17 protein-coding genes and 1 pseudogene are annotated in these 21517 nt (G+C 66.1%); 13 read left to right on the top strand and 5 right to left on the bottom strand.

Annotated features, from left to right (window positions below):
* The first annotated feature begins 177 nt into the window (after window positions 1–177).
* Window positions 178–2577: an EAL domain-containing protein gene (locus tag I6F09_RS26335; protein WP_225189418.1), complete on the top strand. Its 2400-nt coding sequence runs from the start codon at window positions 178–180 to the stop codon at window positions 2575–2577.
* Window positions 2578–2581: 4 nt separating this feature from the next.
* Here the strand turns inward: I6F09_RS26335 and I6F09_RS26340 are convergent, their stop codons facing one another.
* On the bottom strand, window positions 2582–3016 hold the full coding sequence (locus I6F09_RS26340) for a hypothetical protein (protein WP_036015623.1): 435 nt from the start codon (window positions 3014–3016) through the stop codon (window positions 2582–2584).
* Window positions 3017–3092: 76 nt separating this feature from the next.
* On the opposite strand from I6F09_RS26340, the gene I6F09_RS26345 reads away from it, so the two are divergent.
* Window positions 3093–3674, top strand: coding sequence for a hypothetical protein (locus I6F09_RS26345; protein ID WP_225189419.1), 582 nt, complete (start codon window positions 3093–3095; stop codon window positions 3672–3674).
* A 59-nt stretch (window positions 3675–3733) separates the two neighbouring features.
* On the opposite strand, the gene I6F09_RS26350 is transcribed toward I6F09_RS26345, so the two are convergent.
* Window positions 3734–5077 carry a PLP-dependent aminotransferase family protein gene (locus I6F09_RS26350; protein ID WP_225189420.1) on the bottom strand — a complete coding sequence of 448 codons (1344 nt, stop codon included), beginning with the start codon at window positions 5075–5077 and terminating at the stop codon, window positions 3734–3736.
* 186 nt (window positions 5078–5263) lie between these two features.
* Here I6F09_RS26350 and I6F09_RS26355 point away from each other — a divergent pair, with 186 nt between their 5' ends.
* Window positions 5264–5500, top strand: a complete 237-nt coding sequence (locus I6F09_RS26355) for a DUF1127 domain-containing protein (protein ID WP_036015631.1) — start codon at window positions 5264–5266, stop codon at window positions 5498–5500.
* 259 nt (window positions 5501–5759) lie between these two features.
* Here the strand turns inward: I6F09_RS26355 and I6F09_RS26360 are convergent, their stop codons facing one another.
* Both I6F09_RS26360 and I6F09_RS26365 read right to left on the bottom strand, forming a co-directional pair.
* Entirely contained in the window at window positions 5760–6185 is a 426-nt protein-coding gene (locus I6F09_RS26360; protein WP_036015633.1) for a universal stress protein, read from the bottom strand.
* 55 nt (window positions 6186–6240) lie between these two features.
* On the bottom strand, window positions 6241–6777 hold the full coding sequence (locus I6F09_RS26365) for a histidine phosphatase family protein (RefSeq protein WP_225189421.1): 537 nt from the start codon (window positions 6775–6777) through the stop codon (window positions 6241–6243).
* A 93-nt stretch (window positions 6778–6870) separates the two neighbouring features.
* On the opposite strand from I6F09_RS26365, the gene I6F09_RS26370 reads away from it, so the two are divergent.
* From I6F09_RS26370 to I6F09_RS26410, 9 genes are all read left to right on the top strand, one after another.
* Window positions 6871–8328, top strand: a complete 1458-nt coding sequence (locus tag I6F09_RS26370) for an FAD-binding oxidoreductase (protein ID WP_225189422.1) — start codon at window positions 6871–6873, stop codon at window positions 8326–8328.
* 87 nt (window positions 8329–8415) lie between these two features.
* Window positions 8416–8928 (top strand): peptide-methionine (R)-S-oxide reductase MsrB, encoded by a 513-nt coding sequence (gene msrB, locus I6F09_RS26375; RefSeq protein ID WP_036015643.1) that lies wholly within the window; start codon window positions 8416–8418, stop codon window positions 8926–8928.
* Window positions 8929–9151: 223 nt separating this feature from the next.
* Window positions 9152–11404: a flagellar hook-basal body complex protein gene (locus I6F09_RS26380; protein ID WP_225114200.1), complete on the top strand. Its 2253-nt coding sequence runs from the start codon at window positions 9152–9154 to the stop codon at window positions 11402–11404.
* A 34-nt stretch (window positions 11405–11438) separates the two neighbouring features.
* Window positions 11439–13322, top strand: coding sequence for a flagellar hook-associated protein FlgK (gene flgK / locus I6F09_RS26385; protein WP_036030176.1), 1884 nt, complete (start codon window positions 11439–11441; stop codon window positions 13320–13322).
* A gap of 21 nt (window positions 13323–13343) precedes the next feature.
* Complete coding sequence (locus I6F09_RS26390) at window positions 13344–15227, top strand: flagellar protein (RefSeq protein ID WP_225129800.1); 1884 nt, start codon at window positions 13344–13346, stop codon at window positions 15225–15227.
* A gap of 73 nt (window positions 15228–15300) precedes the next feature.
* On the top strand, window positions 15301–16083 hold the full coding sequence (locus I6F09_RS26395; protein WP_225189423.1) for a hypothetical protein: 783 nt from the start codon (window positions 15301–15303) through the stop codon (window positions 16081–16083).
* 10 nt (window positions 16084–16093) lie between these two features.
* Window positions 16094–17722, top strand: coding sequence for a hypothetical protein (locus I6F09_RS26400; RefSeq protein WP_225189424.1), 1629 nt, complete (start codon window positions 16094–16096; stop codon window positions 17720–17722).
* Between the two features lies 1 nt (window position 17723).
* The gene (locus I6F09_RS26405; RefSeq protein WP_225189425.1) at window positions 17724–18977 is read left to right on the top strand and encodes a hypothetical protein; all 1254 of its coding nucleotides are present in this window, start codon (window positions 17724–17726) and stop codon (window positions 18975–18977) included.
* Window positions 18974–20470, top strand: a complete 1497-nt coding sequence (locus I6F09_RS26410; protein ID WP_225189426.1) for an aspartate aminotransferase family protein — start codon at window positions 18974–18976, stop codon at window positions 20468–20470. Before I6F09_RS26405 ends, I6F09_RS26410 begins: the two co-directional genes overlap by 4 nt.
* A gap of 73 nt (window positions 20471–20543) precedes the next feature.
* Here the strand turns inward: I6F09_RS26410 and flbT are convergent, their stop codons facing one another.
* Window positions 20544–20984 carry a flagellar biosynthesis repressor FlbT gene (gene flbT, locus I6F09_RS26415; protein WP_036015664.1) on the bottom strand — a complete coding sequence of 147 codons (441 nt, stop codon included), beginning with the start codon at window positions 20982–20984 and terminating at the stop codon, window positions 20544–20546.
* A 320-nt stretch (window positions 20985–21304) separates the two neighbouring features.
* Between flbT and I6F09_RS26420 the strand changes: the two are divergent.
* Window positions 21305–21517 (top strand): annotated as a pseudogene (locus I6F09_RS26420) (flagellar protein); the annotation flags it as partial.

Here is a 21517-nt window from a genome sequence, read left to right on the forward strand (position 1 = left end):
CGGCGCTTGTGCTTGTTCGCTTCCCGCTGCCGTGGTGCTGCTTCGGTGCGCCGTCGCGAGGATCAGCAATGTGAGCGAACTCGCTCATCTTCCATTCACCACTTCCGGAGCAGGTTTGTAGCTGGTTACCGATCGTCCACCACTGTCGGCTCAAGTGCGGGTCGATAGGGGCCGGCAATGTATCAAGTTCTTTACTGTCTCACCGACGAGCATGACTGGCGACTGGTGGCCCTTGGGGGCGCGGTGTGCCTGCTCGCCAGCGCCGCGGCGATCAGCCTGTTTCAGCGCGCACGCGCGACGCACGGAGCCGGGCGTCTGGCCTGGATCGCCCTGGATGCGGCCGTGAGCGGATGCGGCATCTGGGCGACGCATTTCATCGCGATGCTCGCCTATGGCCCCGGGAGCGCCGGCGCCTACAACATCCCGGTGACAATTCTGTCGCTGATGCTTGCGATCTCCTTGACCTTCGTGGGCCTGAGCATCGCCGTGGCGTCCTCGCGCCCGGTGTGGATCGTCGTCGGCGGCGCCATCGTCGGCCTGGGTGTCGCGGCGATGCATTACACCGGCATGGCGGCGCTGGAGATGCCGGCACGGCTGGATTGGATCGGGAGCACGGTTGCCGCCTCGGTGCTGTTCGGAATCGTCTTCGCAGCGCTCGCGCTGTTCGTCGCCGCGCGAGGTGACGGCATTCGGCATGCGCTGAGCGCGACTGCTCTGTTGACGCTCGCGATCGTTGCCCATCATTTCACCGCGATGGGCGCGGTGCTGTTGACGCCGGACCCGACGATCGCGATCAGCGGGCTCTCGGTCCCGCCGGCCTCGCTGTCGTTCCTGACTGCCAGCGCCGCCGTCGCGATCATCGCGATTGCGCTCGTGGCCGCGCTGCTCGACCGCCGCGCCAAGGGCGAACTGGGCCGCCAGCAGATCGTGCTCGACAGCGCGCTGGAGAACATGTCGCAGGGGCTGTGCATGTTCGACGCCGACGGCAAGATCATCCTGTTCAACGAGCGCTATGCCGCGATGCTCCGTCGAACCGACGTGCCGCTCACCGGCCGATTGCTGGTCGACGTGCTCAGGGAAGAGCAGGCCAAGGGCCAGTGGCAGGGCGATGCGGATGAATTCTTCGCCCGCCTCGTCGCCGATGCGCGCGAGGGCCGCACCACGACCGACGTCGTCAACCGGTTCGGCCGCTCCATCCGGGTCGTCAACCAGCCGATGCAGGGCGGCGGCTGGGTCGCGACCTTCGAGGACATCACCGAATGGCTGGAGGCGCAGGCCAAGATCTCGCACATGGCGCGACATGACGCGCTGACCAGCCTGCCGAACCGCGTGCTGTTCCACGAACAGCTCGAGCAGGGACTGCGCCAGACCAAGTCGGGCGACCAGCTCGCGGTGCTTTGCCTCGATCTCGATCACTTCAAGGACATCAACGACTCCCTCGGCCATCCCATCGGCGATGCGCTGCTCAAGGAGGTCGGCCGCAGGCTCGAGGCCACCGTCGGCGAACAGGACACCGTGGCGCGGCTCGGCGGCGACGAGTTCGCGGTGGTCCAGATCGGACGCTCCGAGGAGATCGCCGCGCGATCGCTTGCCGGACGCCTCGTCGAGGTGATCTCGGCGCCTTACCAGATCGACGACCATCAGATCGTGATCGGCGTCTCGATCGGCATCTCGCTGTCGCCGCAGGACGGCAGCAATCCGGACGAGCTGCTCAAGAACGCGGATCTTGCGCTCTATCGCGCCAAGGCGGATGGCCGCGGCACCTACCGCTTCTTCGAGACCGGCATGGATGCGCGTGCGCAGGCGCGGCGCCTTCTGGAAATGGATCTGCGCGCGGCGCTGCAACGCGACGAGTTTGAGGTCTATTACCAGCCGATCCGCGAGGTCGCCAGCGGTCGCGTCGTCGCCTTCGAGGCGCTGCTGCGCTGGAACCATCCGCAACGCGGGCTGATCGCGCCGATCAGCTTCATCCCGCTGGCCGAGGAGACCGGGCTCATCGTTCAGCTTGGTGAGTTCGTGCTGCGCTCCGCCTGTGCCGACGCGGCCACCTGGCCCGACGATGTCGACGTCGCCGTCAATTTGTCGCCGGTGCAGTTCAAGAGCCCGAACCTGATCGCGGCGGTGACCGAGGCGTTGGCCATATCGGGACTCGGTGCGCGCCGTCTCGAGCTCGAGATCACCGAATCCGTCCTGCTCCAGAACAGCGAGGCGACGCTGACGACCTTGCACGAGCTGCGTGCCATGGGCGTGCGGATCTCGCTCGACGATTTCGGCACCGGCTATTCGTCGCTGAGTTATCTGCGCAGCTTCCCGTTCGACAAGATCAAGATCGACCGCTCCTTCGTGTCGGAGCTGGCGACGCGCGAGGATTCCATGGCGATCATTCGCGCCGTGACCGGCCTCGGCCGCAGCCTCGGCATCGTCACCACGGCAGAGGGCGTCGAGAACGACGCGCAGCTCGAGCTGCTCCGGCGCGAGGGCTGCACCCAGGCGCAAGGCTATCTGTTCAGCAAGCCGCGGCCCGCCTCGGATGTCGCGATCATGTTGGAACGGCCGCGGCTGCGCGCGTCGGCTTGAGAGGTCAGCTTCGGCGCAGCGCGAAATGCGCGCCGCAGAACGCCATCACGGCGCCGAGACACAGGGCGGCAAGCCCGGCGAGCACGCCCGAGACGGTCGGGATCGGGCTCGGCGCCGACGCCGCCTGACCCGCTCCCGCAAGCAGCAGCACGCCGACCGCGATCAGGAATTGCCGCATCCGCTGTGGGATCTGTCCGGAGACGGCGCTCTGCATCAGGCTCGCCGTGAAATAGCCGCCGGAGAAGCCGACGGTGGCGATCAGCCACCAGGCGATGGCGGCGCCCGCCGGAATGAACTCATGCGTGTCGGAGCGCCAGAGGCGGCCGAGATCGAGACCGTAGCGCGCGCCCAGCATGTGCACCGCGAGCGCCAGTAACACACCGGAGATCATCGCGGCGCCGAGAATCAGGCGGCGCGGAAAAAAGGTCGTCTCAGCCATGCCTCGCTTGTAGGATGGCCGGGGGCGATCGCGCAAGCCGATCGCCCAAGCGATCGCCCATGGGTTCGTTGACGACATGCCGGGAGCGGAAGCGGGTTCGACCACGAGCTATGCCTACAAGGCCTCGCTGATCGGCTCGGCGCATCGCTTCGAGTTGACGGAGCAGGGGCTGTCCTGGCACATCGCCGGCCGCTCCGGCCTGTGGCGCTATGACGAGATTTCGGCGATCCGGCTGTCGTTCCGCCCGGTGTCGATGCAGCAGCACCGCTTCCGCGCCGATATCAGCCGCACGGGCGGCGGCCGCATCGCGATCCTGTCGACGAGCTGGCAGACCGTGGCGCTGATGGCGCCGCAGGACAACGGTTTTCGCGATTTCCTGATCGAGCTGCATGCGCGGATGGCCAAAGCCGGCAGCCGCGCCGAATTGACCGCGGGCCTCGGCCGCAAGACCTATGCGGCGGTGCTGGCGTTCCTGGCCGTGCTCGCTGTGGCAATGGCGGGGCTGTTGATCCGCGCGCTTCTGACCGGCGAGCTCGCCGGCGTGCTGTTCATCCTCGGCTTCGCCGCGCTGTTCGCCTGGCAGGTCGGCGGCTTCGTGCGGCGCAACCGGCCGCAGAGCTACAGTTTCGATCGCGTGCCGAAGGCCCTGCTGCCCTAAAGCGTTTGCGAGCGAAGTGAGGTCCGGTTCGCGTGAAGAAAACGCGTCAAATGAGAGCCCTACTCCGTCGAATCGAAATCGTCCTCCTTGGTGCCGAGCAGCGAGACGATGGTGCGCAGGCCGGAATCGAGCTGCTCAGGCGACGGCGGGGCGAGCGCGAGCCGCACCGCGTTCGGCGCATGACCGTGCGCGATCGCGAAGGTCGAGGATGGCGTCAGCGCGATGCCGCGCCTTGCTGCTGCGGCGACGAAGGTCTGCGAGCGCCAGTGCGGTGGCAGCGTCAGCCAGAGATGATACGAGCGCGGATCGGCGGCGAGCTGGTAGCCGGAGAGCAGCCGTGCGGCGGTCTGCTGTCGGCGCGCGGCATCGATGCGTTTCAGCCGGGTCAACTCGACGACGGTGCCGTCGGCCATCAGCCGCTGCCCGGCCGCGAGCGCATGGCCGGAGGCGATCCAGCCGCCGGTCCGCACCGCGCTCATCACATTCTCGCGCAGATGCGGCGGCGCGACGAGGATGCCGAGCGCGAGCCCCGGTGCGACCTTCTTGGACAGGCTGTCGAGCACGATGCAGCGGTCAGGCCCGAGCGCCGCCAGTGGCGTGTCGTCGGCGAGGAAGCCGTAGACGGCGTCCTCGATGATGGTGAGATCGAGCTTCTCGGCGACGCGCATGATGTCGGCGCGCCGCGTCGCGTTCATGGTGACGCCGAGCGGGTTCTGGATGATGGGCTGCAGATACAGCGCCGACAGATGCGCCTCGCGATGGGCCTTCTGGATGGCGTCGGGCCGCGCGCCGAACTCGTCCATGGGGATCGGGACCAGCGTCACACCGAGCCGCGCGGCGATGCTCTTGACGTAAGGGTAGGTCAGCGCCTCGACGCCGCAGCGGCCGCCGGTGGGCACCAGCGCGGCAAGCGCGGCCGCGAGCGATTGCTTGCCGTTGGCGGTGAAGAAGATCTGCTCGGGCTGCGGCGCAAAATCCTTGCGTGCGAGATAGGCAGCGGCGGCAACGCGGGCGCTCTTGGTGCCGGTGCTGGTCGAAACGCGCAGCGCGGATTCCAGCGCGTCGATGCGCTCGAGCCCCGCGAGGCTCTTGGCGATCATCGCCCATTGCTGCGGCAATAGCGGGTAATTGACCTCGAGATTGATGCGCGCGTCGGCCGGCTCGCGCATGGTCTCGACTTCACGCCTGACGTCGCCGGAGATGAACGTGCCGCGCCCGACCTCGCCGACCACGAGGCCGCGGCGGAGCAATTCCGTATAAACCCGGCTCGCGGTCGAGACCGCGATGCCGCGGTCATAGGCAAAATTGCGCTGCGGCGGCAGCCGGTCGCCGGGTCTTAACGTGCCGTTAGTGATATCGGCCGCAATGGCATCGGCGAGCTTCACGTACTCGAACTTAGACATATTGCACCGAGAGCAATGTTTTGCTTGCTCCGAGGAGTGTACTGGAGCATTTAAGTTCCATCAAGTTCCGCGATTGGGCCGAGGAGAGCGAGAGCAATCCGACGGCAAATGAGGTGCAGGCGCCAACAAGCGTCCACGCCAACGGCACCTGCTTCGCCGCGCGGGACGATAGGCCGGAGAAGAAGAATGACCACGATCTCGCAAACTGCCGGGCGGACCTTACGCCCATCCTCATCGGGCGGATTTTTCAGTGCCCTAGCCCTGCGCCTCACCGCGCTGTTCGACCGCCTGGAGCGCCGCTCCGCCGTCAAGACCCTGAACGAGCTCGACGACCGCGCCCTGCGCGACATCGGCATCACGCGCAGCCAGATCGAGGATGCCGTGTACGGACAGTTCAAGACCGAGCTGTCGCGGTATCTGTGATACTCGCCTGTCCCGGACGCGCTGCAGCGGGAAACGCTGCTGCGCAGAGCCGGGACCCAGCGGATCGCACTCGCTGACGCATGGGCCCCGGCTCTGCAGCGCATCACTTCGTGCTGCGCAGCGTCCGGGGCACGGAAGCGCGAGTGTGGCACGCAGCTGCCTCTACGTCATTGCGAGCGCAGCGAAGCAATCCAGGCTGTTGCCGCGGAAAGACTCTGGATTGCTCCGCTGCGCTCGCAATGATGGAGTCTGCCGCCCCTCAATGCCTGACCACCAGCACCGAGCACTTGGCGTAGCGCACGACGTGGCCGGCATTGGAGCCGAGGAAATAGGTGCGCATCGCCGGCCGATGCGAGGTCATCACGATCAAATCGGCCTTCACGTGCACGGCTTCCTCCAGGATCTCGTGATAGATGCCGCCCTGGCGCACCACGCTGGAGATGCGGGACGGCTCGATGCCGGATTCGCGCGCGACGATGGCAAGGGCCTCTTCCGAGGTCTGGCGCTGCTGCTCGTCGAAATCGGCCGGGACGTACTCGGCCAGCATCACCGGCGTCATCGGCAGCACGTTGAGCAGGCGCACGGTGCCGCTCCAGGTCTGCGACAAAGTCGCCGCGGTCGCGATCGCCGGCTTGGCGAGATCGGTGTCGGCGAGATCGATGGGCACGAGGATGGACTTGAACATCTGCGCCTCCCTGTGAACCAGGCTGAACCAACCGGTCGAGACGGCGCCCGCGCGTCTAGCCCGATCGAAGCAGCTTGGGGCTGACGAACAGCACCAGCTTGCCGCGGCGGTAAGCCACGTCGCCCCAATCCTTGACGTCAAAGTCGAAGATCGCAAGCCCCGCTGTGGGCAGGTTGTCGCCGAGTGCCTTGGCGCCATCGGGATCGCCGCCGCCGATCAGCATGAGCGCGACCTCGTGCATGCCGGGATTGTGGCCGATCAGCAGCAGCCGCTTCGGATCGGCCGGGGCGGTTGCCGTGCGAATGGTGTCCAGGATCTGTGCGGGGTCGGCGCCATAGAGTTCCGGCAGGACCTCGACCTGCGGCGCCGGGACGCGGTCCTTCATCGCCTCCCAGGCGATGTCCCAGGTCTGACGGGCCCGCACGGCGTGGGAGACCAATACGGTATCAGGGAAGGGCGGATGGGCCGCGATCCAGTCTCCCATCCGCGCGGCATCCTTGTGGCCGCGGTCGTCGAGCCGGCGGTCCTGGTCACGGCCGCTCGGTGCGTCGGTCTCGGTCTTCGCGTGACGCAGCAGCATCAAACGGCGCATGGCATTCTCGAATCGTTCCACGTCCAGGATAATCTACAGGCGCCGGTTGAGGACAAGGTGACAAGGGCCCGCACAGTCCTCTAAGAAAACTGCATGAGCGAGACTTTCACAAGCGTGTCCCAGGAAGAAGCCGGCCTTCGCGACCGCGTGCGGCTGTCGTTCGATCTCGATGCCGACATTTGTGTGATCGGCGCGGGCCTGGCCGGGCTTACCGTGGCGCTGGAGGCGGCCCGGCTCGGGGCCAGCGTCGCGGTGCTCGAGGGTCGGCATATCGGCTGGAACGCCTCCGGCAACCAGCTCGGCACCGTGATGCCGGGCTTTGCGCTGCCGCTCACGGACCTGATCGAGCGCATCGGCTTGGAGGACGCGCGCGAATTGTGGACCCTGTCGAAGCAGGGCGCCGAGTTCGTCCGGGCCAACGCCAGCGAAGAGAGCATGCCGGGGATCGGCCTCAGCGACGGCGCGCTGGAGGTCTCCAACGTCGATGCCGGCGACCGGCTGATCAGCCAGCTGCAGATGCTGAACGAGGATTTCGATACCGAGGTCGAAGGCTGGCAGGTCGATCGCGTGCGCGAGGCGCTCAAGACCGATCATTACTTCCACGGCGTGTATTATCCGAAAGCGTTCCAGGTCGACGCCCGGAAATACGTGCACGGCCTTGCGGCGCTGGCACGGCGGGCAGGCGCCCGCATCTTCGAGGACACGCCGGTCGTCAGCATCGATCATTCCGGCATCCGCAAGCGCATCGTCACGCCCTCGGCGCGGCTGCGGGCGAGCCACATCGTGCTCGCCGGCAACATTCATCTCGGCGCCCCCTCCAAGCGCCTGTCGGAGACGTTGCTGCCGGTCTGGCGCTATGCCGGCGTTACCGCGCCGCTCGGCGAGCGCCTGCACGAGATCGTCGCCTTCAAGGGATCGGTGATGGATTCCCACGGCGTCGACCATTTCCGGGTCGTAGACGGCGACCGGCTGATGTGGGAGAGCCCGGAGACCACCTGGGCCGCGCGTCCGCAGCGCTTCGCCGGCGCCATCAAGCGGCGGATCCGGACGATCTTTCCCGAGCTCGGCAATGTCGAGATCACCGACATCTTCGGCGGCGCCACCGGCCAGACCGTGCACGGCATGCCGCAGATCGGCCAGCTGCGCAAAGGCCTGTGGGTGGCGAGCGGCTTCGGCCGCCAGGGCATGAACACCTCCGCCATGGCCGGACAGATGATCGCGCGCAGCATTTTGTGGGGCGATGAGCGCTGGAAGCTGTTCTCGCCGTTCGAGCTGGTCTGGGCGGGCGGCGCCACGGGGCGCGTCGCCGGCCAGCTGGTCGGGATCTGGGGCAGGGCGAGCTCCGCCGCCGCAGGTGCGCTCGCCCGCTATCGCGAGCGCGCGAGGGTCAAGGACAGGCAACGCGAGGCCCGCCTCGCCGAAGCCAACCGCGCCGCCGGCACCGGTCCGCGCCGAGCGCCGCCCGGCGTGCGACCCCGACCGGCGCCACCGCCGAAAGCCGCGGTCGGCGCTGCGGAACCGGTCGTGCACGAGGATCGCGTCTCGCAATAAGTTGAGCGAAATTCCGCTCCGACGTGTAACTTCGGCCGGCAGAAGCCCGTATCTCAGGGCGTGGACTTCCCGCGCACGGAGAATGACATGCTTGACCGCCGCATCCTGCTCACGACTGTCGCCGGCCTGTTCGGCCTTTCGGCCTTGCGCTGGCTGAGAGGAACACCTGCCGAGGCCGGCGAGAAGGCCGCGCAAAAGTTCGAGATCACGAAGACGGAAGCCGAATGGCGCGCCCAGCTCACGCCGCAGCAATATGAGATCCTGCGCAATCACGGCACCGAGCGGCCCGGCTCCAGCCCGCTGCTGAAGGAGAAGCGCAAGGGCATCTTCGCCTGCGCCGGCTGCGACCTGCCGCTGTTTACGTCGGAGACCAAGTTCGAGAGCGGCACGGGCTGGCCGAGCTTCTATGCGCCGATCGAAGGCAATGTCGGCAAGACCGAGGACCGCAGCTACGGCATGGTCCGCACCGAGGTGCATTGCCGGCGCTGCGGCGGCCATCTCGGCCATGTCTTCGACGACGGCCCGAAGCCAACCGGATTGCGCTATTGCATCGACGGTTTCGGCTTGGTCTTCCACCCCGCGGCGGCGTCGGCGACGTAGGTTTCGCGGGAGTCATTCCGGTCCTGCGGACCGCTCCGGAACGACAGGATGCCCCGGCAATTGTTGCCGGTCCCGGCAAATGTGCCCCGGTCGTCAGACCGGGGCTTTTTCCTTAAGTCATTGATTTCCTGAAGATACTCGCATTGGCATAGGCCTTGCGACGTCTCTTTCCGATTGCGGCCATGGTCGACCGGCCGCCGAGATCGGATTTGGAGACAAAGTTATGGGTATCTTCGATGCAATGAACACCTCGGTGGGTGGCCTGCAGGCGCAGTCCTTCGCGCTGCAGAACATTTCCGGCAACATCGCGAACTCATCCACCACCGGTTATAAGGGCATCGGCACCAGCTTCGTCGACCTCATTCCGGACTCCTCGGTCCCGAGCAAGCAGGTGGCAGGCGGCGTGCAGGCCAACGCCAAGGCCACCATCACGACGCAGGGCACGATCTCGTCCTCCAGCGTCGCCACCAACATGGCGATCACCGGCGACGGCTTCTTCTCGATCCAGAAGGCGAGCGGCGTCGTTGACAACGTGCCTGTCTTCACCGGGGTGACCTACTATACGCGGCGCGGCGACTTCCAGCTCAATGCCAACGGCAACCTGGTCAACGGCGCCGGCTATTATTTGATGGGCGTCACCGTCGACCCGAAGACCGGCAACCCGACCGGCAGCGTGGCGAACGTCCTGCAATTCCAGAACAACTTCATTCCGGCGCAGGCGACGACCTCGATCCAGTACGCGGCGAACCTGCCGACCCAGCCGAACACGGTGGCGAAAACCACGGCATCGACCGGCACCTTGCTCGCCGCCGGCGGCCTGAACCCGTCCGATTTCGCCGCCAACCCGCTGCCGGTCGGCACGCCGCCGGCGCCCTATGCCAACGCGACCGTCTCGGGCGCGGCCGCAACCGGCAACATCCGCTCGGCCTATTCGTCAACGACGGCCACCGGCACGGTTGCGCTTCAGAACAATTCCTCGGCGGTGGCTTCGACGACCACGTCGCTCGACAATACCGCCGGCACGCATCTCGCCTCCAGCATTCTGACCGCGCTAAGCGGCCAGACGCTCACAATCAACGGCAACACCATCACCTTCAACGGCGGCACCACGGTCTCGACCGTCGGCAACAACACCACGATCGGTCTCGGTGCGGGTACGACGGCGACTGTGGCCGACATCCTGAACGCGATCCAGACGGCCGGCGGCGCCGGCGTCACCGCTTCGCTCTCGGTCAGCGGCAATATCCAGATCGCGACCGGCACCGGCACCGACGTCGCGATCGGCAGCGGCACGGCCGCCACCGCGCTCGGCATCAGCAGCGTGACGCGTGGCGGCAACGTGCTGTCCTCGCCTGCAATCTCCGGCGCGACGGTGCTGAGCGGCTCGGCCACCGCCGGCGGTGCCCAGGTGCTCACGTCGGGCTTTTCCCCCGGCGACACCATCACCGTCAACGGCCAGACGCTGACCTTCATGGCCTCGGGCGCCTCGGGTGCGAACCAGATCAACGTCACCGACAACATCACGACCCTGCTCGGCAAGATCGACGCGCTCTCCGGCGCCTCGGGATCGTCGGTCAGCAGCGGCGGCGTGATCACGCTGAACACCGGCACCGTCTCCAACCTGACGGTCTCGAGCTCAAACAGCGCGGCCTTCTCCGCGCTCGGCTTCACCTCGACCATCACTAGGAATCGCGAGGGTGGCGGCACGGCCGGCACCGGCGGCGTGATCGGCAACGACATCGCCACCTTCACCAAGGAATCGATCAGCGGCGGCGCGGTGACCGCCTACAACGCCGCCGGTACGCCGGTGAACCTGCAACTGCGTTGGGCCAAGACCGACAGCGCCTCGCTGGGCGCGGGTCATTCCGACAGCTGGAACCTGTTCTACCAGACCGACCCGAACGCGACCGGCACGACGGTCGGCTGGGTCAACACCGGCCAGACCTTCACCTTTGCCGCCGACGGCTCGCTGACCTCGCCGAGCGGCTCGGGCATCACCATCAACAATGTCACCGTCAGCGGCCAGTCGCTCGGCTCCGTCGCCTTCAACATCTCATCCGGAGGGCTGACGCAATATGCCAGCACCAGCGGCGCGGTGACGATCAACACCATCACCCAGAACGGCTACGCCGCCGGTCAGCTCCGATCGGTCGCCGTCAACAACAACGGCGTGGTGGTCGGCACCTTCTCCAACGGCCAGAACCTCAACCTCGCGCAGGTGCAGCTGTCGCATTTCAACGGCACCAATTATCTGAAGGCGATGGACGGCGGCGCCTATGCCGCGACCGAACAATCGGGTGACGCCATCGACGGCGCTTCGGGCACCATCAGCGGCTCGTCGCTGGAGGGATCCAACACCGACATCGCCGACGAATTCACCAAGCTGATCGTGACCCAGCAGGCCTATTCGGCCAACACCAAGGTGATCACGACGGCAAACTCGATGGTGCAGGATCTCCTCAACGTGTTGCGCTGATCGGCGCGTGACGTAACAAAGGCGGGCCAGTGATATGGGTTTGAGTTCAGCCCTCGCCAGCGCGATGAGCGGTCTGCGTGCCAACCAGGCCGCGCTCTCGATCGTCTCCTCGAACGTCGCCAATGCGCAGACGCCGGGTTACGTCGTCCAGACGCCGAACCAGATCGAGGTCACCACCGGCGAGTTCGGCGCGACGGCGATGACGACCGGCGTCAGCCGCCTGCTCGACACCTATGTGCAGAACCAGCTACGGACCGAGACCGGCGGCGGCGGCTACGCCGACCAGATGGCCAACATCCTGAAGCAGCTTCAGAATGTCTACGGCACGCCCGGCAATTCCGGCACGCTCGAAAGCGCGCTGAACAAATTCACCACGGCGCTGCAGGCGCTGTCGACCAGCTCGGGTGCGTCGTCGGCGCAGACCGTCGCGCTCGGCGCGGCCCAGGCGCTCGCGACGCAGCTCAACGTCACCACCAAGGGCATCCAGTCGCTGCGCTCCAACGTCGAACAGGATCTCAGCAATTCGGCGCAGGCCGCCAATGCGGCCATGAAGCAGATCGCCGACATCAACACCAGGCTCCAGGGCCTATCGGCCAACGATCCCTCGGCCGCAACGCTGATGGACCAGCGCGACCAAGCCATCAACACGCTGTCGAAATATGTCGACGTCCGCGTCACCACCGACAATTCGAACCAGGCCAACATCTACACCACGACCGGCATCCAGCTGGTCGGCGCCGGGCTCGCCTCCGAATTCTCCTTTGCCTCCGCCGGCGCGCTGTCGGCAACGTCGCTCTACAACATCGACCCTGCCAAGTCCGGCGTCGGCGCGTTCAACATCAAGCTCCCGAACGGCTCGCAAGTCGACGTCGTCGCCAACAACGTGGTGTCGTCCGGCCAGATCGCGGCCGACCTGAAGCTGCGCGACGACATTTTGGTGCAAGCGCAGAACCAGATCGACCAGCTCGCCGCCACGATGGCGAGTGCGCTGTCCGATAAGACCACGGCGGGCAGCACGGTCACCGGCCCGCCGGCCGGCTTCGATCTCGAGCTTGCCGGTGCGCTGCCGGGCAACACGGTCAACATCACCTATACGGACACGGCGACCAACACGCAGCGCCAGATCACGCTCGTCAACGTGACCGACCCCGCTGCGCTGCCGCTCCAGAACGCGACCAACGCCAACCCGATGCGGATCGGCGTCGACTTCGCCGGCGGCATGGGCGCGATCGCCTCTGCGCTGAACACCGCGCTGTCGGGCACGCATCTGTCGTTCTCCGCCGCCCCGTCGCCGGCGACCGCCACGACGCTGCGGGTGACCGACGACAACACCGGGCTTGCCAAGGTCGGTTCGGCCTCGACCACCAAGACGATCTCGTCGCTGACCTCGGGCAATCCGCAGCTGCCGCTGTTCACCGACGGCGGGCAGGCGCTCTACACCGGCGCAATCACGGCGTCGGGCTCGCAGATGACCGGTCTTGCCGGGCGCATCGCCGTGAACACGCAGCTCGTGACCGATCCGACCCGGATGTCGGTCTACAATACCTCGCCGGTGACGCCCGCAGGCGACACCACGCGTTCGGACTATCTCTACTCGCAGCTCACCAGTGCAGTGTTTTCCTATTCGCCGCAGAGCGGCCTCGGCTCGGCGAGCCAGCCTTTCACCGGCAGCGTCTCGAACTTCCTCCAGCAGTTCTTGAGCGTGCAGGCCAACGCCGCGACCCAGGCGACCCAGCTCCAGCAAGGCCAGAGCGTCGTGGTCTCGACGCTCCAGGCCAAGTTCGACTCGACCTCCAAGGTCAACCTGGATTCGGAGATGTCGAACCTGATCCAGCTTCAGAATGCTTATGCCGCCAACGCCCATGTCATGTCGGTGGTGCAGACCATGATGAACACGTTGATCCAGGCTCAATTGTAAACAGTAACAGGGCTCCGAAAGATGGCGATCAGCAGCATCAACTATTCTTCGTCGATCCTCGGCGCGCAGATCCGCAACATCAATCAGCAGCTCACCGACCTCTCGACGCAGCTCTCGACCGGCAAGCTGTCGCAGAACTATGCCGGCATGGGGACGAACGAGGGCTTTGCGATCGCCGGGCGCGCGCAGCTCTCCAACATCGCCGGCTATACCGACACGATCACCAACGTCAACGTCAGCATCAACCTCGCCAACACCGCGCTGCAATCGCTGACCAAGATCCGCAGCACGGTGCAGACCGGCTCGGCCTCTACCGCGCAGGACCTCAACGTCAACGGCCAGACGATTGCCCAGAACACCGCCGCCGCCCAGTTCGGCTCGATGGTCGGTGTCCTCAACACGCAGACCGGCAGCCGCTATCTGTTCTCCGGAACGGCAGTCAATACCCAGTCGGTCGCCGATGCCGGCGACATCATTAACGGCACCACGACACAGGCCGGCTTCAAGACCGTCATGGCCGAGCGCCAGGCCGCGGACTTAGGGACCAGCGGCATGGGCCGCCTGGTGCAGACGCAGCCGACGGCAAGCTCCGTGCAGGTGTCGGAGGACGTCGCCGGATCGCCGTTCGGCCTCAAGATCAAGGCGGTGTCCTCGACGCTGACAGGCGCGACCGTCACCGGCCCGAGCGGCTCGCCGGTGTCGTTCTCGGTCGATCTCAACGGCGTCAATCCGAACAACGGCGACAAGCTCAGCATTCAGTTCACCCTGCCGGACGGCACGACCGAGCAGATCGACCTGACGGCGTCCTCGGCAACGCCGACGCCGCTCGGCAGCTTCGCGATCGATGCGAGCACGCCCGTCAACCCGAACAATACTGCTGCGAATCTCAACACGGCGCTGAACACCGCGATTCAGAAGCTCGCCAACACCTCGCTGGTGGCGGCATCGGCGATCGTTGCGGGCGACAACTTCTTCAACACCGCGAGCTCTGCGATCGGCACCCCCGTCAACAACCAGACGGCGCCGGCGGCCCCGGTCACCGGCGCGACGGCGCTATCGGGCGCGAGCCCCTCGGACTCGATCTCGCCGGGCTTCGTCGCAGGCGATACCATCACCGTCAACGGGACCACGCTGACCTTCGTGGCCTCGGGCGCGACCGGCAACCAGCTCAATGTCACCGACAGCATCCAGACCCTGCTGAGCAAGGTCGACGCGATCACCGGGACCTCGAAGCCTTCGACGGTCCATGGCGGCTCGATCACGATCAACACCGACGATGCGGCGAGCCTCAACATCACGACGTCGAACACCGGCGCGCTGAGCGCGCTCGGGTTCAGCTCGACGCCCGTGACCGCCACGCAGCCGCCGCTGCGCGTCGGCTCCTCGCCTGCGAGCTCGGCGACCACGCTGGTGAACGGCTCGGCCAATACGGTGAAATGGTATTTGGGCAATGACGGGCCCGGCTCGGCGCGCTCGACCGCGATGGCGCGGGTCGACGATGCCGTGACGGTGCAGTACGGCGCCCAGGCGAATGAGGATGCGATCCGCCGGCAATTGCAGGCGATCGCGGTGTTCGGCACCTTCTCGACCTCGCCGACCGGGCAATATTCGGGCGGGCAGGTCTCGGCGCTCAGCCTGCGGGTGACCCAGGCGCTGACCCAGCAGCCCGGACAGCAGCGCATCGAGGACATCCAGACCGACATCGCGATGGCCCAGAACACGATGAAGGACGCGAGCACGCGCCAGACCCAGGCCAAGGCGCAGCTCCAGACCATCATTGACCAGGCGGAATCGGCTTCGCCCGACCAGGTCGCGAGCGAGATCCTGGCGCTGCAGAACGCCCTGCAGGCGTCCTACCAGGTGACCTCGAACCTGGCGCAGCTCTCGCTCGTCAAGTTCCTGTAATGAAGCGTTAAGACGCCGTTAACCATGCCTGTTTACCTCTTGGTGAGGATTGCAAGCGGGGGCAGAGCGGGCGATGTCGGACAGGATGCAGCTGGTGGTGGCGACGCCTTGCTTCGGCGGGCAGGTGTCGAGCATCTATGCGAGCTCGATCTTCGCGCTGCAGCGCGCCGTGCACGGCATATCCAATCTCGAGCTCAAGGTTCTCTTGCGCGACGGCGACGCGCTGATCACCCGGGCGCGGGCCAACCTGGTCGCGATGTTCCTGGATGATCCCAGGGCGACGCATTTCCTGTTCGTCGATGCCGATATCGGCTTCAAGCCGGAGCAGGTGTTCCGGCTGATCGAATGCGGCGCGGACGTCGTTGCCGGCTGCTATCCGATCAAGCGGGTCAATTGGGACAAGGCCGCGCGGGCGATCCAGTCGGGGCGGGCCGATGTGCCGGCCGCTTCGCTCGATTACGTGCTCGAGATCGAGGATCCCGACCGCATCGTCGTGGTCAACGGTTTCACCCGTGTGCGCTATGCCGGCACCGGCTTCCTGATGATCCGCCGCCACGTGCTGGAGGCGATGTGCCGCCACCCCGACTATGCCAATTTGCAGTTTTTCCGCGAGCATTCGCACGATACGCTGGCCGCGAGCCGGAACCGGTTTGCGCTGTTCGAATGCATGATCGATCCGGCGACCGGCACTTATCTTTCCGAGGACTTCGCCTTCTGCAAGCGCTGGACCGATATCGGCGGCGAGATCTGGGCCGATATCCAGAGCTCGCTCGACCATGTCGGGCCGTCGGTATTCCACGGCGACATCGCCTCGCAATTTGCGCCGGCGCCCGCAGCGGCCGCCGACGCAGCGTGAGTGCTCCGGGATGAGCGGCGGCGCATCCCGTTTGTCGGAATCCGAGAGCGCGTCCGGTGGCGGCTCGCGCTACCGCCTGCGCGATCTTTTCACGCCCCTGGAGACGCTGCTCGTCTCCGGCGGCGATCCGCGGCTGACGCTCGACGCGGGCGATCGCGTCAACGCCTATGGCTGCGCGGCCTCGCCGGAGCCTGAGGTTTGGGAGTTTGCTTCCTCGACCGCATCGACCATCTCGCGAGCGGCGTATGACCGTGCCGCGCTGGCCCGCGAAGAGCTGATGCACAGATGCCTGTTCGACGAGGTCGAGGTCGCCTTCGATGCACGCTGCGAGGACATGCGCGAGGAGCTGCGCGGCCATCTCCAGCTCTCGGCGCGCGTCGACGTGGTGTTCTCGCCGTCCGGCACGGACTCCCAGCTTCATGCCCTGTTCCTGGCGCGCACGATGCTCGGCGCGCCGCCGGTGACGATCGTGGTCGGCGCCGACCAGACCGGCAGCGGGACCGCCCACACCGCGCGCGGACACCATTTCAGCGCCATGACCGCGAGCGGCCTTGCCGTTCGCAAGAACGGCGCGGTTGCCGGGCTCGCCTGCGCCAGTCTCGCGGTGCCATTGCGCGAGGCGGGGGCCGGGACGGCGATGCGCGCGGACGCCGACGAGGCGGTGCTGCATGCGATCGAGGCCACGATCGCGCAAGGCGCACCAGTGCTGCTCCAGATCATGGATTGCTCGAAGCTCGGATGGCGCGCGCCGAGCGCGGCCTGCCTCGACGAGATCGCGCGGCGCTGGCCGCGCAAGGTGCAAGTCGTCGTTGATGCCTGCCAGGCCCGGCTCGGCCGCCGTCGCCTGCGCTCCTATCTCGACCGCGGTTACATGGTGCTGATCACCGGCTCGAAATTCTTCGGCGGGCCTGCGTTCAGCGGTGCACTGCTGGTGCCGAAAGGCCTCTCGCGCTCGCTCGATCGGGCTGAGGGGATTGCGCCCGGCATCTTCGACTATGCCGGCCGTTGCGATTGGCCGATGGCCTGGACGGCGCTGCGTTCGCGCTTCGAACGCCGCCCGAACTTCGGTCAATGGCTGCGCTGGGAGGCGGCGTTGGCCGAAATCGGCAGCTACTACGCCGTCCCCGCGGCTTTCCGCGCCGCGATGCTCGCCGAGCTGGCCGCCGGCATCGACAGCATGATCGCATTGTCGCCGTCGTTGCGCGCTGTTTCGGCCGCGACCCACGCGGCCGGCATCGACGACGAGGAATTCGTGCAGCCGACCATCTTTCCGTTCACGCTGCTGCGCGACGGCAAGCCGGTTTGTGTTGCCGAGACCGCTTCTGTTCATCGCGCGTTGGCGCGTGATGTCAGCCAAGAGATCAACGGCAGCACGGAGGACCGTCAGGTCGCCGCGCAGCGCTGCCTGATTGGCCAGCCGGTGCGGCTGGAGTGGCAGGACGAGACGCCGCAGGCCGTGCTGCGCCTCTGCGTCGGCGCGCGGCTCGTGACTGAGGCCTGGTCGCCGGACAGGGCGGAGGCGCAGCGCAACGTGCAGCACCTTCTCGACCAGATCGCCCACGTCCTGGTGAAGATCGAGCTGCTGCTCGCCGGTGGCGCAGCGGCGGCCGTGTCGGTAAAGCCCGCGTTCGAGGTGTGAGATGCAGCATCCGGTTTCCGCGCCGATCGGCTTGACCGCGGCGAACTATGCCGACCGCATCGGCTTTGCGCAGCTGACGCGCCGGGCCTTCGAAGGCGTCGATCTGCATCCGTTGCGCGATCAGCTCGTCGCGCGCATCGCGGCGGGGACCGCGCTGGCGGGCGAGGGGCTGGACCTGTCGTTGATCACCCAGCTGCTGGGTGACAAGGATCGGGGGCTTGCGATCCAGTCCGAGGTGCTGGCCTTCCATCAATTGTTCCGAACGCCCGGCGCAGGCCCGAAGCCGGGCTTGCGCCTGCTCGCGCTTGCAGCCGACATCGACATGGGCGGTAACACGCCGATTGATTTCCTGCTCGAGGGCTCCGATGTCGAGCTGTTGACTCTCTACGTGATCAAGGGCGTCGGTTTGCCCGAGACCTTGCCGGAGCACGACGTGGCCATCGTGGTCGCGTCCGATTCCGAGGAATGCCGTGAGGCGCTTGCGCTCATCGAAGGGGCCGCGCCGCACTGGCCGCGGCCGCTGCTCAATCGCCCCGATCGCATCGGCAATCTCGATCGCGACAAGCTGTATCGGCTGCTGATGGACGTGCCCGGCCTCGACATTCCCGCGACCATCCACGCAACGCGCGCGCAATTGTCGGACCTCGCGCAGGCGCGGATCGCATGCGAGGACATCGCAGGCGAATTGCACTTTCCGATGATCGCACGGCCGCGCGGCTCGCATGCCGGCGTCGGGCTCGCGAAGCTCGACGATGCGGCGGCTCTGGCGGCCTATCTCGCCGAACGGAAGGAGCAGGACTTCTTCGTCGCACGCTTCGTCGATTATGTGAGCCCCGACGGGCTCTACCGCAAGTATCGTCTCGCCATGGTCGACGGCAAGCCGTACGCGTGCCACATGGCGATCGCCGACCGTTGGGACATCTGGTATCTCAACGCCTACATGGCCTTCAGCGAGGAGAAGCGGGCCGAGGAAGCCGTCTTCATGCGCGACTTCGATCATGCTTTCGGCGAGCGCCACAGAAACGCGATCGAAGAGATGAGCCGGCGCGTCGGCCTCGATTATTTCATCGTCGATTGCGCCGAGAACGCGAACGGCGAGCTTCTTGTGTTCGAGGCCGACAACACCGCCGTCGTGCACAACATGGATTCGCCGGTCGTGTTTCCGTACAAGCCGCCGCAGATGCGCAAGATCTTTTCCGCGTTCACGGCGATGCTGTTGCGGCATGCGAAGACGGGCGCGGAGAGCGCAGCATGAACGAGATCATCCGCAATACGCAAAGCTCCGTCGCGAATACCCCGCTAGATCCGCAGGACTGGAGTGAGTTTCGCGCGCTGGCCCACCGCATGCTGGACGAGACGATCGACGGCATTGCCAACGTTCGGGCGCGCCCCGTCTGGCGGCCGATTCCCGATGACGCGCGCGCGGCCTTCAGGGCGGACGTGCCGCGCGAGGCGAGCGACCTCGCGGAGGTCTATCGCGAATTCTCCGAGCATGTTGCGCCCTATGCGACCGGCAACGTCCATCCCGGCTTCATGGGCTGGGTGCATGGCGGCGGCACCGCCGCCGGCATGCTCGCAGAGATGCTCGCCGCCGGCCTCAACGCCAATCTCGGCGGACGCGACCACATGCCGATCGAGGTGGAGCGCCAGATCGTCGACTGGATGCGCCGCCTGTTCCTCTTTCCCGAGAGCGCAAGCGGCATCTTCGTCACGGGCACGTCGATGGCCAATCTGATGGCCGTGCTGGTGGCGCGCACCACCGCGCTCGGCACGCTGGCGCGGCAGCACGGCATCGGCAATGACGGTGCGCTGCTCACGGCCTATACGTCGCAGGCAGCGCATGGCTGCATCTCGAGGGCGATGGACATTGCCGGGCTCGGCACCGATGCGCTGCGCAAGATCGCCGTCGATGCCGATCATCGCATCGACGTTGGCGCATTGCGCGCACAGATCGCCGTCGATCGCGATGTCGGCTTCAAGCCTTTCCTGGTGGTCGCATCCGCCGGGACGGTCGATATCGGGGCGATCGACGACCTCAGGGCGATTGCTGCGCTGTGCCGCGAGGAAGGAATCTGGTTTCACGTCGACGGCGCTTTCGGTGCGCTCGCGATCCTGTCGCCGGAGCTTGCGCCGCTGCTCGGCGGCATCGAGCTTGCGGATTCAATCGCACTCGACTTCCACAAATGGGGGCAGGTGCCGTATGACGCTGGCTTCCTGCTGGTGCGCGACGGCGAGCAGCATCGGCAGGCCTTCGCGCAGCCGGCGGCCTATCTGAGCCGCGAGGCGAGGGGGCTTGCGGCGGGCGCGGTCTGGCCCTGCGATCTCGGCCCTGATCTGTCGCGCGGCTTTCGTGCGCTGAAGACGTGGTTCACGCTGAAGACGTTCGGCACCGACCGGCTGGGCCGGGCAATCGCACGAAGCTGCGCGCTCGCCAAATATCTGGAGGCGCGTGTGCTGGCCGAACCACGGCTGGAATTGCTGGCACCGGTCAATCTCAACATCGTCTGCTTCCGCTATCGCAGCGGCGATGCGGTCAATCGCGAGATCGTCGCCGACGTCCAGGAGTCCGGCATCGCTGCGCCATCGAGCACGACACTGGACGGAAAGTTCGCGATCCGCGCCGCGATCGTCAATCACCGCACCGAGGAGGCGGACATCGATGCGCTGGTCGCAGCCGTGCTGCAGTTCGGTGGACAGCGGAGCGGCGGAGTAATCGAAGTCGACGCGCCACCGCTAGTAGCGCAATAACTTGACGAACGTCTGAAACGACAACGGCCCCGGAGGCGATCCGGGGCCGTTGTCGTTGGCGCGAACGCCTGTATCAGGCGGCGGTGCTGACGTCGTCCTTGTCGGCTGCCGCCTTGGGATGAGTGGCCTCGAACTGGTTGCGCAGCTTCTCTTCATAGGCGATCAGCTTGCGGGCTTCCTTCAGCGCCCGATAGAGGTCGCCGTTCAGGATGTTGTTGTTGATGCCTTCGATGATCGGCCAGGAGCTCGGCACCGCAGTGACGATGTCCCGCACCAGGTTGAAATAGGTGCCGTGCTGGGTCTGCGGATCCGGGGAGATGTACATGAGCTGGACCGCCAGATAGACGAGCTTGGCGGGTGTGTCGGCGGTCTCCGGCGTGAGGATGTCGCGCTCGCGCAGGATCGGCACGTTCTCGCCATCGATCAGGAGGCGGGCCCGCTGGTCGGTGTTGGTGATCACGGAATTGCCGACGATGATGCGTTCGTGCGGTTTGAGCTCGACCTTGAGGGCCATTCCTGTTCTCCATCAACGCTTTCGTAACCGAGCGTTCGTTGCGGCCTATCAGGACGTGATTCTCGCTCGCAACTAGTTAACGAGCTGTAAATTTGAGCCATCCCCGCCAAAAAGCTCAATGCTTTCAAGGACAGGATTGGCGCGGTGGTGCTGCTAGGCGCGTCGCTTCCGAGGCCGAATCACGTGTGACCGGGCAAAAGCGCGGGTTTCATTTCATGTTTCGTTAGAGGTCTCGGCGGCACGGTCCGCCGTCGCTGGGTCCATCGCGATCCAAGCAGACGTGTAACAGTAGCGTCGTTTACCAGAAAGGTAACAGAGTCATGTCAGGCATCGTCCTCTCCGCATCGGTTCGTCAGAACCTGCTCTCCCTCCAGTCCACCGCTGATCTTCTCGCCACCACGCAGAACCGTCTGTCGACCGGCAAGAGCGTCAACTCGGCCCTGGACAATCCCACCAACTTCTTCACGGCCCAGTCGCTCGACAACCGCGCCAGCGACATCAACAACCTGCTCGACGGCATCGCCAACGGCGTG

It is taken from the genome of Bradyrhizobium sp. IC3195, from assembly GCF_020193585.1.
GTDB classification, from domain to species: domain Bacteria; phylum Pseudomonadota; class Alphaproteobacteria; order Rhizobiales; family Xanthobacteraceae; genus Bradyrhizobium; species Bradyrhizobium yuanmingense.